This window comes from Ralstonia sp. 24A2, from assembly GCF_051783885.1.
Classification (GTDB): domain Bacteria; phylum Pseudomonadota; class Gammaproteobacteria; order Burkholderiales; family Burkholderiaceae; genus Ralstonia.
The window spans coordinates 2,638,250-2,651,545 of the sequence record NZ_JBPVZD010000002.1 but is presented as its reverse complement, the minus strand read 5'-3'; the positions used below and the strand labels follow the sequence as shown (position 1 = coordinate 2,651,545).

Genomic DNA, 13,296 nt, shown 5'->3' with positions numbered 1-13,296 from the left:
GTTCATGTGGCCGGACGGTAGCGCAGGTGGATCAGCGGGTAAGGCCGCCCCTGGCCATCCAGCGCCGACCGGCCGCAGCGCTCAAAGCCCATGCGCTCGTAGAAACCGACAGCTTGCGTGTTCTGCTCGTTCACATCGACGGTCAGGTTCGGATGACGCCTCAGTGCCTCTTCCACTAGGAAGCGGCCAACACCCGATCCGCGATGATTCGCGTCGATGAACAGTGCCTCCATGTGCTGCTCGTTGATCAGCATGAAACCAATCGCCTCATCGGCGGCATTGACGGCGAGTTCCAGCGGCACGCTGGGAAGAAACGTTGCCACTTCCAACTCGATGGCGAGGCGATCTTCGGGGCGGAGAAAGCGGTGCGTGGCATCGACGGCACTGCGCCAGATCTCCAGCACGCGAGCGGCGTCTGATGGGGTGGAGGTTCGGAGTTGGGGCATGGCTACTGCATCTGTTGAGAGACGACGCAGTCGTCCTCTACGGCGTCTTTGCTTGCGCGGATTGTATCCAACCGAGGTCAGTCTTGAGGCCCCTGGTGTGCCAGTGTCGTCAAAGAAAAAGGGCGGTAGGCCTGTTGCCTGCCGCCCTCGCTTGCACGAGCGTTCGCTCCCCCGCTTCAGCGCTTGCCGTTACGGAAAACCGCCAACGTAGCGTCATCGTGGAAGCTTGGGTTCGCCAGCACGTCCTTGCGCACGGTCACGCTCTTGAGATCCGGTGACGTCGCCGCCACTGCATCGGAGTAGTACCGAGCGTCTGGGTTCGCGCCGGCCTGGATCAGCGCGCGCACGCAGTCGGCGTTGCCAACCAGTGCAGCGGATGCCAGCGGTACCGGCGCGTCGCCCGACGCCTTCATCCACGCCACCGAGTTGAGGTCGGTGCCCGGCTTGAGCAGCAACTTGATGCGCTCGCCAGCTTGCGGGTCGGGCTTGCGGCGCAGGTCGACGTGCCTCTCACATACGTAGTTCAGTGCGGTGGCGCCGGATTTGGAGCGCGCACCCACGTCGATGCCAGCCCCGATCAGCAGCTTCGTCGCTTCCAGATTGCCTGCGGCCATGCCCATGAGGGCGGTCTCTCCATTCTGGTTGCGCTGGTTCGGGTTGGCGCCGGCGCCGAGCAGCAGACGCATGATCTCCAGGCTCGGGGCATTGAGGCGTAGGCCCGACGCTTGCAGCAGCGGCGTGTTGTTGCCGTCGGTGTTCAGTGCGTTGACATTGGCTCCAGCCGCAATCAAGGCTTTGATGATGCGCAGGTTCTGCGGCGAAGCCTTGCCGTCGGTGCCGATATCCGAGATGGCATAGACCAGCGGCTGGTTGCCCAGATCGCGATAGACGGGAATCTCCAGATCATTCTTCTGCGTGAGCAGAAGATCGACCAAGTCGGCGTCGTTGTTCGAGATGGCCACCGCCAGCGCTGACATGCCCTGCGGGCCGTCGTACTCGGCCGGCTGTGGGCGATGGGCGCGGGCGCCCTTGGCCAGCAGATCGCGGATGGCTGCCAGTTTCTTCTCGTTGGGCTTTTGCTCGTACTGCTCGACCATGGTGGCCAGTTTGTCGTCCAGCGAAGCGGGCTTGGCGTGCACAGCCAGCGGCGCGAGCAGGGCATGGCCGGTCAACAGATAGGCGGCGGCTTTTGCTGCCGCGGTCTTCAAATGGAGTCGCTTCAAGATGGATGGGCTCGGTTGGATTGACTAGGCACGCTTGCAGACGGCTCGCGGCGCGGGCGCGATTATCTCATCACTGTTCCAGTTGGTACATTAATGATAGGAAACAATGATGGAAGAGTGACGGAGCTAGAAACCCAACTTTTGTTTCGTCTGGTACGTTCTGAGGTGAAGATGAGAGACCTCGATGAGGAACTGAGCCGCTGCAGGACCGGCTTTGGGCGATTAATGAGTAGATGGGGGCGGTGGTGAGATTTGAACCGTACCGGCCGCAGTAGCGCTACGCTGTTGGTGCGGCGGGCGCATTCTGCGCTCGAAAGTACTTCTCAATGAGCGGCTTGTTGGAGGCGTTGGTCGCGTATACCTGGGTTTGCGCGTGGCGAACAACGTCGTCATTGATATGGCGCGCGATTGCACTTTGCCCGTGTGCAATTCGGCCCCTCGGGAAGAGAGTAGGTCAAAGCTTACTTCACACTTTAAAGGCTGACCTAGAGAGAGCGTGCCCAATAACAGCATGTAAAGCCGGCCCGCTGTTCGGCAACCCCGAAATCCGCCGTCCCCAAATCAACAGACTGGCTTTGATGTGGCTGAGGTTCAATACGTTTCGACTTGGCGTTCGTGAGCCTCTGAGGCCATGATGACCCGGTTGCGCCCTGTCGCCTTCGCCATATAGAGCGCAGCGTCAGCTCGCGCCAGGGCGCCCGCCAATGTGTCTCCGGGCACTACGCATTCGACACCCGCGCTGAAGGTGCAACGTACACCTTCTCCTGGCGATTGCTCGACCGCGAGCCGGAGTTCATCCATCACAGCCGCCGCGTCAATCTTTCGCGCATCCACCAACACGATCGCAAACTCCTCACCACCGAGACGCCCGAAAAGGTCGCTGGACCTCAGCCGCGCGGATACAACCGACGTGACATGCTTGAGGATTTGATCGCCGATGGCATGGCCGAAGGCGTCGTTGACGGCTTTGAACTTATCGATGTCCAGAACGGCAATCGACAACGGCTTCCTGCTCGCCACTGCTTCGTGAAGCAAGGCATTTGCCCTTGCCATGAACGCTCGCCGCATCAGTACGCCCGTGAGTTCATCAATATTCGCGAGCTGCTCCATCCTCCGCGCGAGTTGGTCGTGCGCGAGCATCACCATGCCCGTTGACATGCACGGGAACGTGACGATCGCCAGCCCGAGAAAAAGAACGTTCCAGGCCGATGGTTGGAGAAAAGCCGTTTGCGGCATACCGAAGGCAACGGCAACAGCCCGCGTGATATGGAATAACGCTCCCAGGTAGGCGGCCGCAGCTACGAATCGATAGGGGTAGCGCGCGCCATCATGCGGCGCGTGACGCAGAGCCAAAGTGCCAACGGCAATCCGCGCATAGGCGAAAAGAATGGACACGATCCCGATCTTCGCGCCGATGTTCGGTGATGCGAACGTGAAATACACCAACGCGACGGACGCGATGACGAACGCCCCAGTTTCTGCATGCCGTGCCGAACCCTTGCCGAAGAACTGACGCATACCCTGCACGAGCAGCAGGACAGCCGTCAGCGTAACGAGCGCTGCTCCCAGGGTGATGAACTGTCCTGGGTGAGCGCCGGCGATCAACACCCACGCCGATGCGGTGGCCAACAATGCGTGAGCCATGCACCAGCGGCCTATCCCCGGCACCGCAGTCCGAAGCAACGATCCAAGGATGGCGACGCTCATCAAGCAAGACACCATCACGATACCTATCAGAGCGAGGGGGCTGAGCATGAAATCGGGACAGGTGACAAGAGTGGGGAACGGTGAGGTTCCGGTGTGACACGGTATTCACCACAACCTCTCCTTATCGGCCGATTGATGCGTCGCTTAAGGCTCTTTTTTTCGCAATGCGCTGTCACCAGTGAAGCAATGTGTGCTGTGTGCTGCGATGCGGGGGAAGAGCGCCATGCCGCACCGGGTTGAAGCGTCATGCACTGTGGCGTGCTGACTGCGGGTCAACCCATAGGGGTTTTGTATGTCATAATTGACAATTATATCAGTTATGACTAAATTCCGCATGATCGCGGCGGAACTAGTTCCTGCTGGAGTCAGGGCATTCATTGACCACGCCGTCGCGTACTTTGAGGAGAGGTGAGTTGCGAGGACCGTCTTCCCCGGGGAGCACCGTTGCCTACTGCGAACGGTGCAACGCCCATCACCAAGGCAGCGCGCGTCTGCCGAAAACACTGGTGTCCACGCTGATCCGGCGCCAGGCGTGGCTCTGGGGGCTTGTCGCGCTTGCAATGGGTGTGCTCGTGTGGGCACTGCGGCCAGTGCTTACGCCGTTCCTGCTAGGTGCGCTCATTGCCTACATGCTGCAGCCGGGAGTGGAATGGCTTGCCCGCCATCGAGTGCCCCGGTGGCTCGCGGCGCTCGCGATGATCCTGTGCTTTGCGGCCATGGCGGCGCTACTTGTCACGCTCATGTTCGCCGTGGTCCAGACCGAAGGGCCGCAACTCCAGGCCAGGATTCCCGTGCTGCTTGCCAATTTGGATGCCTGGTTGAAGCCAAAGCTGGCGGTATTGGGGCTTGGCGTCGATCTGGATTTGACCCATCTGCGCGATCTGCTGACGGGGTCGCGTAGTGGGGGTGATGGCACCACCGCCCTCGCCATCTGGCAATACGTACGTACCAGCGGCAACGTCATGGTGACGATGGTGGGTAACGTGGTGTTGGTTCCGCTGGTGCTGTTTTATCTGCTCTACGACCGGCACCAGATGTTCCGGCGCATGGAAAGCCTGGTCCCCCGACGGTGGCTTGCCAAGACGCGGGCGTTCGTCATCGACATTGACCGGATGCTGTCGCAGTACCTGCGTGGGCAGCTCCTCGTGATGGTGGTATTGGCCGTGTTCTACCCAATCGCCCTGACGCTGGCAGGCTTCGAGATTGCACTACCGCTGGGCCTGTTCACTGGCCTTGCGGTGTTCATCCCTTACGCGGGGTTCGCTGCGGGTCTTGCGCTTGCCGTGTTGGCTGCCGTGCTGCAGTTTGGAGACCTCTACGGTCTCTGCGCGGTTGCGCTGGTCTATGGCGTCGGCCAGATCCTGGAGAACGTCTTCCTCACGCCGAGGTTGATTGGCGAGCGCATTGGCTTGCACCCATTGGCGGTGATCTTTGCGTTGCTGGCCTTTGGCCACCTGTTCGGATTCTTTGGCGTGCTGCTGGCTTTACCGGTCAGCGCCATCCTTGCGGCCGCGCTGCGGGAGTTGCGCCATCGCTATCTCGCTAGCGAGCTCTATCAAGCCTGATTGATGCGCGCCCTCGCCGGGCATCGCGAGGGCTCACGCAGGGGTTGCGGCGCCGCCGTCCTTGAACATCGGCAACGGCAGTTGCGCGATTCTTTCCGCTTCAACGCGCTTGATCCCCAGTGCCTGGAGTACGAAGACGGCCGCACGTTCGGCCAGGTGCTCCACCCGAACGGCCGCTGCTTGGTGGCCGCGCCCCGGACGGGCGGCAGCCGTCGCAAAGTGCAGTTCGGCCGCAACACCGGCAAGCACGGTACCAATCACGGAAAGCACGCTTGGCAGCGGATCTGCCACGACGAACCGCTTGGCGGTGAGCCCGCGGTGGCTGTCGCGTAGCAAGCGCAAGCCAAGGCTGTGCGTCAGGGCGCGGGTAGAGACACCTTCGCGCATCAGCAGTCGGCCCCAGACCGGCTCACGCTGCGCCCGCAGCAGAGTGTGACGGACCGAGATGGCAATGATCTCGGCCGGATCCGTCAAGCCATGCGCCGCCCCATCCAGCCGGTCGGCGAAGTCTTCAAACGCCCAGTCGATGAGCGCAGCGAAGAGCCCTTCCTTCGATTCGAAGTGGTTGTAGAACGAGCCGAAGCCCACATCGGCGGCTTCGGTGATCTCGCTGATGGCAACGCGCTCGATGCTTTTTTCAGACAGCAACAACAACGCAGCGTGAAGCAGGCGCGTCCGTGTTTCTTCTTTGCGACGCGTGCCGCGCCGCTGGTGGCGGCCTTCGGCCACGCGATTCATGAGGTTCCGCATAGGGGTCTCGATTGGTGTCTTCAATGGCGATGATAGTGGCTTGCGTCATAGTTGACAATATTATCAGTTATGAGTTTAATGTCGTCCGTGGGGTCGGTCGGGGCGATGTGCCCTGAGTTAGGACGCGGTGATGGGGCAAGCGCCCGGCGACAAAGGCCAGAGAGCCGTCCGCCATTGCTTGCCAGCTGAGTACAGCCCATTTGCCGAGAAGTGGTTCCTGAACGCCTTGGAGACAGGCGACTCGCGTACCCAACATCCGAGTTCCGTTACGCATTGCCCGAGAGCCGATCGCGCAGAAAAAGGCGCGGCTCTGGGATGCGCGTGACCCATTGTTCGTTGGACCATCACTTGCTTGAAAACATCGTGAAACATCCCGGTCGTCATGCGCGAATGACAACGCGCCCCAACCTGTCCGTCGTCGGGCGTTCCAAACGCGCGCCTTTTGTCATCGCTGCCTGCTGCGCTGCGTTGCTCGCGGGCTGCCACCACAGCGAAGCGGTGGTCAATGCACCCAAGCCGGTTGTCGCGCTCGTGCTGCACCCGGACGGCAACCCCATTTCGAATACCTTGCCTGGCCAGGTGCAGGCGCGGTATTCCACGCCGCTGTCGTTCCGTGTTGCCGGCAAGGTGGTTGAGCGCCGCGTGCGTCTGGGCGATACCGTTAAGGCAGGGCAGGTGCTTGCCATGCTCGATCAGGCCGATCTGCGCAACGATCTGGCCAATGCACGCGCGCAACTGGAAGCCGCTGAACATCGGTTGGTCTACGCCAAGCAACAGCTGGACCGTGACCGTGCGCAGTCGCAGGCGAACCTGATTGCGCCGGCGCAGATGGAGCAGACGCAGGACGCCTATGCCTCCGCGCTTGCGCAACGCGATTCCGCACGGGCACAGGCCGCGCAGGTCGGTGACCGGCTGCGCTACGCGACGCTGGTGTCGGACCACGACGGCGTCATCACGTCGGAGGATGCCGACACGGGCCAGAACGTCCAGGCTGGCCAATCGATCTTTCACCTCGATTGGACGGGCGACGTCGATATCGTTTGCGATGCACCCGAGGGCGCGCTGCCTTCCCTCACTGTCGGAAGCACCGCGCGCGTGAGTCTTCCCGCCGTGCCTTCGCAAACCTTTGAGGCACGCGTGCGCGAGGTGTCGCCGTCGGCCGATCCGCAAAGCCGTACGTGGCGCGTCAAGCTGTCGCTCGCGGCGCCGAACGCCGCGGTGCGCATGGGCATGACCGCCAATATCGCCTTCGATGCCAAGGGCGACGCGGTGGCTGCGCATCCGTTCAAGCTGCCGGTCACCGCACTGTTCCACCGCGGCGAAGAGCCTGCGGTCTGGGTGGTGCGCGCGCACACAGATATCTTGGAGCTGCGCCCCGTCACCATCGCGCGTTACGACGAACGCAGCGTGCTCGTTGCCTCCGGCTTGCGCGATGGCGATCGCGTGGTGATGCAGGGCGTGCACGCCGTCAATGCCGGGCAACACGTGCAAGTGGTTGCGCCCCTGCATCCTGAGGACTTTGCATCATGAGTGCAGGCGATCGTGAAATCGTGCAAGGCACGGCCCCGGTTACGACATCCGCATCCACAGAGGATGAAGGCGGCTTCAACCTGTCGGCATGGGCCCTGCGCCACCAGCAACTGGTGATCTTCCTGATTGGGCTGGCGACGCTGTTTGGCGTCATTGGCTACACGCATCTTGCGCAGTCGGAAGATCCGCCGTTCACGTTCCGGACGATGGTGATCCAGACGTACTGGCCGGGCGCCACTGCGCGTGAAGTCCAGGAGCAGATCACCGACCGCATCGGGCGCCAGCTCCAGGCCGCGCCGTATGTGGACAACATCAAGAGCTATTCGCGCCCCGGCGAGTCGATGATCTTCTTCGCCATGAAGGATTCCGCCCCCGTCAAGGACGTGCCGGAGACCTGGTATCAGGTGCGAAAGAAAGTGGGCGACATCCGCGCGAACTTGCCCAAGGGTACGGTCGGGCCGTTCTTCAATGACGAGTTCGGTGACGTCTACACGAATATCTACGCCCTGGAGGGTGACGGCTTCTCGCCAGCGCAACTGCACGACTATGCAGACAAGCTGCGCACCGTGCTGCTGCGCGTGCCCGGCGTTGCGAAGGTGGACTACTTTGGTGATCCGGCTGAACACGTCTTCATCGAGATCTCCAACGCGCAGCTGACCCGACTCGCCATCACACCGCAGCAGATCGCACAGGCCATCGACGCACAGAACACCGTGGCACCGGTCGGCACGATCACGACGGCCGATGACCGCGTGTTCGTGCGGCCCACCGGCGCGTTCAAGGATGTGCAGGCGCTGGCCGACATGCTGATCACCGTGAACAAGCGTTCGTTCCGGCTGGGCGACATCGCCAAGATCACGCGCGGCTACGACGATCCGCCCGTCACGCAGATGCGCACGAACGGCCATGCCGTGCTTGGCGTTGGCGTGACGATGCAGAAGGGCGGTGATGTGATCGACCTCGGCAAGGCACTCGACGCCACGGCGGGCGAACTGCAGGCGACGCTGCCGGCAGGGCTCAAGCTGGCGCCGGTCGCCAGCATGCCGCACGCCGTCAAGCACTCGGTGGACGAGTTTGTGCGCTCGGTCGGGGAAGCCGTGGCGATTGTGCTGGTGGTGAGCCTTGTGTCGCTGGGCCTGCGTACCGGCATGGTTGTAGTGATCTCCATCCCGATCGTGCTGGCGATCACGGCGCTGTGCATGCATATGTTCGGCATCGGCCTGGACAAGGTTTCACTGGGCACGCTGGTGCTGGCGCTCGGGCTTCTGGTGGACGACGCGATCATTGCCGTCGAGATGATGGCCGTGAAGCTGGAGCAGGGATGGAGCCGCATGCGCGCTGCCGCCTTTGCGTACTCCAGCACGGCATTCCCGATGCTGACCGGCACGCTGGTGACGGTGTCCGGCTTCCTGCCGATCGCGTTGGCCAAGTCGAGCACGGGCGAGTACACGCGCTCGATCTTCGAGGTGTCCGCCATCTCGCTGATCGTGTCGTGGTTTGCCGCCGTGGTCCTGGTGCCGCTGCTGGGCTATCACATGCTGCCGGAGCACAAGAACGGCGCCTCCGAACATGGTCATGAGCACGATATCTACAACACGGGCTTCTATCAGCGTCTGTCCGGCTGGATCTCGTTCTGCATCGAGCGCCGATGGGCGGTCTTGGGTGTGACGGCCGTGCTGTTTGCACTGGGCATGGCAGCGTTCACCCGTGTGCCGCAGCAGTTCTTCCCGAATTCCGAGCGGCCTGAGCTGCTGGTGGATCTGCGCTTGCCGGAAGGCGCTTCGTTTGATGCCACGCTGCGTGAGGCAAAGCGTCTGGAGAAAGCGCTGGATGGCCGAAAAGAGATCGAACACTTTGTCGATTACGTCGGCACCGGTGCCCCGCGTTTCTATCTGCCGCTGGACCAGCAACTCCAACAGCCGAACTTCGCACAGTTCGTGATCACGGCCAAGAACGTGGAAGAACGCGACGCGCTCTCGCACTGGCTCAACGCCACGCTGGAGAAGGACTTCTCCGGTGTCCGCACCCGTGTCGCGCAGCTTGAGAACGGCCCGCCCGTTGGCTTCCCGATCAAGTTCCGTGTGAGCGGCGATGACATTGCCACCGTGCGCAACATCGCCGACAAGGTGGCCGAGAAGGTACGCGCCGATGCCCGCACCCAGAACGTGCAGTTCGACTGGGATGAGCCGGCAGAACGTTCGATGTCGTTCGAGATCGATCAGATCAAGGCGCGCCAGCTTGGCGTGACGTCGGAGGATGTCTCCAACTTCCTCGCCATGACGCTGTCCGGCTACACGGTCACGCAGTATCGCGAGCGCGACAAGCTGATCAACGTCGATCTGCGTGCACCGAAGACGGAACGCGTCGACCCCGCCAAGCTCGCCGGCCTGGCAATGCCGACGCCTAACGGCCCGGTTCCGCTCGGCGCGCTTGGGCATGTGCAGAACAAGCTTGAGTACGGCGTGATCTGGGAACGCGATCGCCAGCCCACCATCACGGTGCAGGCCGACGTGCGCGGCAACGCGCAAGGCATTGGCGTGACGCGTGACATCGAGCAGGCACTCGCTGCTGAACGCGCCAAGCTGCCCGTGGGCTATCGCATCCAGGTTGGCGGCGCGGTGGAAGAGAGCGTGAAGGGCCAGACGTCGATCAACGCCGAGATGCCGCTGATGATCATCGCCGTGCTGACGCTGCTGATGATCCAGCTCAAGAGCTTCTCGCGCACGTTCATTGTCGTGTTGACCGCACCGCTGGGTCTGATTGGCGTGGTGACGGCGCTGCTGCTGTTCGGCAAGCCGTTCGGTTTCGTGGCACTGCTCGGTGTGATCGCCATGTTCGGGATCATCATGCGCAACTCCGTGATTCTGGTGGACCAGATCGACCAGGACATCGCGGCGGGCCAAAAACGCTTCGACGCCATCATTGGTGCAACCGTGCGACGCTTCCGGCCAATCATGCTCACGGCCGCTGCGGCAGTGCTGGCGCTGATTCCGCTGCTGCGCTCGGGCTTCTTCGGGCCGATGGCCACTGCGCTGATGGGCGGTATCACCATCGCCACGGTCCTGACCATCTTCTTCCTGCCGGCGCTGTATGCCGCGTGCTTCAAGGTCCGCCCCGACGAACGGGAACTGCCTGCAGCCGGCACCGCAGCCCTGGAGAATTGATCATGAAACGCTCTCGTATGACGTGCGCGCTCGTCGCAACGTCGGTGCTTGCCCTGACGGCATGCGCCCTGGCGCCCACCAGCGTCCCGCCCACCATGCCGTCGCCGGAGCACTACGGCGTGACCACTCAGTCTGAGAAGACGGTGGAAGCGGCCGGCGTAGCCCAGCAGTTTGATGTGGGTGCCGCGCCGGTGCCGCAATGGTGGAAGCTCTATCGTTCCGATGCGTTGAACGCGTTGGTGGAAGAGGGGTTGCGCAACAACCCCACGTTGGCCGCAACGCAGAAGACCTTGTCCGCCGCGCAGGAGGAACTGCGTGGGCAGGTGGGGGCATCAACACTCCCATCCATCGATGCTGGGGCAGAGGTGGCGCGCCAGCGCACGCCAAACCTTACGGGCGTGGGGCCCGAGGCACTGCGCTACAACGTGTTCGTTGGGCAGCTGCAGGCGCACTACACGTTCGACCTGTTTGGCGCGACGCGCTATGCCAATGCCGCGAGTGCCGCGCGGGTGGACGTGCGCGGCTGCGAACTCGAGGCAGCGCGGCGTGCGCTGGCCGCGAACATCGTCGGCACCGTGATCAATGCATCCGCCCTGGATCAGCAGATCACCTTGACCGAACGTCTGGTCGTGGTGGCCGACGCTACGGCGCGCGATAGCCAGCGGCGGTATGAGCTGGGCGCGTTGTCGCACGCACAGGCGTTGGCCTCGACGCAGAGCGCGGCGTCGCTGGCCGCGACGTTGCCGCAGTTGCGCCAACAGCGTACGACCGCAGTGCATGCACTGGCCGTACTGTTGGGGCGCACACCGGATGCAGCGCCTGCGGTTCCGGAGTTCAGCAGTCTTTCGTTGCCGCACCAGGTGCCGGTGGCGGTGCCGTCGGATTTGCTGCGCGCTCGCCCGGATATCCGCGCCGCCGCCGCTGCCGTCAAGGCGGCGTCCGCAGACGCGGGCGAGGCCACCGCGCAGCTCTTCCCAAGCCTGTCGCTCACCGCCTCGCTCGGTCGCGGCGGGTTGAGCTGGCCGGCGTTGCTCTCAGGTGCGGGCGGGTTATGGGCCGTGGGCGCCGGGCTGTCGCAGCCGATCTTCCACGGTGGCGCATTGATGGCGCACCGCCGGGCCACGCTGGAGCTGTATGACGCAACGGTGCTGCAATACAAGTCAGCAGTCTTGTCGGCATTTGAAAACGTTGCCGATACGCTCGCCGCATTGGAGAACGATGCGCAGACGCTCGCTTCAGCCGAAGTGGCTTCGACAGCAGCGCGTACCGCGTTCAACGAGACCGCATCGCGCCACCGCTTGGGAGCGTTGCCCGCATCCGCGGAGCAATCGAGCGAGCAGCAGTACCTGAATGCACAGCTCGACACCGTGCGCGCGACCAGCCGGCGCATGAGGGACACGGCTGCGTTGCTGCAGGCCATGGGTGAACTGCCCGCCAACACCGATCAGACGATCGCCAAAGACTGACATTGCTTTTGGATAGGCCCGGCCTCTACACCTCAAGCGTGGAGTGCCGCGCTTCGCCTGCAATGCCGATTGGCCTAGGCCACTCCCATGGAATCCGCCCACCTGATTGCCTGTCATGAATGCGACCGCGTGTTTCGGCGGCCGCCACTGTTGGACGGCTTGAATGTCCGATGCTCGCGCTGCGCGAGCGACCTGAGCAGCGCCCATCACGCCCGCCCGACACTCGACTTCACCTGTGCGATGGTTGTTGCGGCGCTTATTGCGTTGGTGATCGCGCAGTGCTTCCCGATCATTGCGCTCAAGGCACAGGGCATGACGTCGCAAGCCACGTTGCTTGATGCGGTCTCGTCTCTATGGACGGGGCAGATGCGCATCGTGGCTGCGGTCGTGTTGTTTACGACCACGCTCTTTCCCTCGATGGAATTGCTGGCGTTGCTTTACGTGCTGCTTCCCTTGCGCGTGGGTAGTGTGCCTCCCGGGTTTCGCCGCGTCATCCGGTTCCTTCAATGGCTTCGGCCGTGGGGAATGATCGAAGTCTTCATGCTCGGCGTGCTCGTCACGACGGTAAAGATGGTCAGCCTCGCGCGCGTGGTTCCTGGTGCCGGACTGTTTGCATTCGGCGCGTTGACGGTACTGCTGGCGATGGTTTCGCGGTTCGATCCGCACAGGCTCTGGCATGCGTGCGACGAGATCGAAGCACGGGACGATGCAACGCCGTCGGCCGAACTGCGCGCTGAATCGCTGCCCCACGAACCGGTAGAGGCGGACTCACCGGAGACCGTCTCGGCGAAGCAGGCCGGGCTGGTTGTCTGCCACACATGCGGCAGCGTGCAGCCGCTTCATGACGGCGAGGCACACCCGCGGTGCAGTCGTTGCCATACGCCCTTGCACGAACGCCGTCCGGCCAGCGTTTCACGAACCGCCGCATTGCTTCTGGCTGCTGCACTGCTTTACATCCCCGCCAACCTGCTGCCGGTGATGCACAGCACCTCCCTTGGCCGTTCGGAGGACGACACCATCCTGAGCGGGGTGGCGTACTTCTGGACCTCCGGCGACTGGGGCCTGGCTGCGGTCGTCTTCATTGCCAGCGTGGTGGTGCCGATGCTCAAGCTCGCCATTCTGGCGTTTCTGGTGTTCGCAGCACATCGGCGCTCTGCCTGGCGCCCGCACGAAAGGACTCAGCTCTATCGCCTGGTCGAACGCATCGGCCGGTGGTCGATGCTGGATGTGTTCGTGGTGGCACTTACCGTAGCGCTGGTGCACTTCGGCTCGTTTGCCGTCATCACCGCGGGTCCTGGTGCACTGGCCTTTGGCGCAGTGGTGATCCTCACCATGATCGCCTCCATGCAGTTCGATCCCCGGCTCATCTGGGACGCCGTCCCCCACGGCGCCGAATCCGCGCGAGACGGTTCCTGAACGGATTCCGCGCGCAACACCCATCTGCC

Annotated in this window: 9 protein-coding genes; 5 read left to right on the top strand and 4 right to left on the bottom strand. The window is 62.9% G+C overall.

Annotation, left to right across the window (positions count from 1 at the left end; genetic code table 11):
- Nucleotides 1-2: 2 nt before the first annotated feature.
- The 3 genes from ACS13N_RS17220 to ACS13N_RS17210 form a co-directional block, all read right to left on the bottom strand.
- Nucleotides 3-446, bottom strand: coding sequence for an acetyltransferase (locus ACS13N_RS17220; protein WP_438932753.1), 444 nt, complete (start codon nt 444-446; stop codon nt 3-5).
- A 176-nt stretch (nt 447-622) separates the two neighbouring features.
- Nucleotides 623-1,669, bottom strand: a complete 1,047-nt coding sequence (locus tag ACS13N_RS17215; RefSeq protein ID WP_438932752.1) for an ankyrin repeat domain-containing protein — start codon at nt 1,667-1,669, stop codon at nt 623-625.
- A 591-nt stretch (nt 1,670-2,260) separates the two neighbouring features.
- The gene (locus ACS13N_RS17210; protein WP_438932751.1) at nt 2,261-3,376 is read right to left on the bottom strand and encodes a GGDEF domain-containing protein; all 1,116 of its coding nucleotides are present in this window, start codon (nt 3,374-3,376) and stop codon (nt 2,261-2,263) included.
- Between the two features lie 560 nt (nt 3,377-3,936).
- Between ACS13N_RS17210 and ACS13N_RS17205 the strand changes: the two genes are divergently transcribed.
- Nucleotides 3,937-4,941, top strand: a complete 1,005-nt coding sequence (locus ACS13N_RS17205; RefSeq protein WP_438932881.1) for an AI-2E family transporter — start codon at nt 3,937-3,939, stop codon at nt 4,939-4,941.
- 33 nt (nt 4,942-4,974) lie between these two features.
- On the opposite strand, the gene ACS13N_RS17200 is transcribed toward ACS13N_RS17205, so the two are convergent.
- Nucleotides 4,975-5,691, bottom strand: a complete 717-nt coding sequence (locus ACS13N_RS17200) for a TetR/AcrR family transcriptional regulator (protein ID WP_438932880.1) — start codon at nt 5,689-5,691, stop codon at nt 4,975-4,977.
- A gap of 390 nt (nt 5,692-6,081) precedes the next feature.
- Here ACS13N_RS17200 and ACS13N_RS17195 point away from each other — a divergent pair, with 390 nt between their 5' ends.
- The 4 genes from ACS13N_RS17195 to ACS13N_RS17180 all read left to right on the top strand — a co-directional run bounded on the left by ACS13N_RS17195 (nt 6,082) and on the right by ACS13N_RS17180 (nt 13,267).
- Complete coding sequence (locus ACS13N_RS17195; RefSeq protein ID WP_438932750.1) at nt 6,082-7,221, top strand: efflux RND transporter periplasmic adaptor subunit; 1,140 nt, start codon at nt 6,082-6,084, stop codon at nt 7,219-7,221.
- Nucleotides 7,218-10,385 (top strand): efflux RND transporter permease subunit, encoded by a 3,168-nt coding sequence (locus ACS13N_RS17190; RefSeq protein ID WP_438932749.1) that lies wholly within the window; start codon nt 7,218-7,220, stop codon nt 10,383-10,385. The genes ACS13N_RS17195 and ACS13N_RS17190 overlap by 4 nt, the downstream gene beginning before the upstream one ends.
- Nucleotides 10,386-10,387: 2 nt before the next feature.
- Nucleotides 10,388-11,851, top strand: coding sequence for an efflux transporter outer membrane subunit (locus tag ACS13N_RS17185; protein WP_438932748.1), 1,464 nt, complete (start codon nt 10,388-10,390; stop codon nt 11,849-11,851).
- 87 nt (nt 11,852-11,938) lie between these two features.
- Nucleotides 11,939-13,267 carry a paraquat-inducible protein A gene (locus ACS13N_RS17180; RefSeq protein ID WP_438932747.1) on the top strand — a complete coding sequence of 443 codons (1,329 nt, stop codon included), beginning with the start codon at nt 11,939-11,941 and terminating at the stop codon, nt 13,265-13,267.
- The last annotated feature ends 29 nt before the right edge of the window (nt 13,268-13,296 follow it).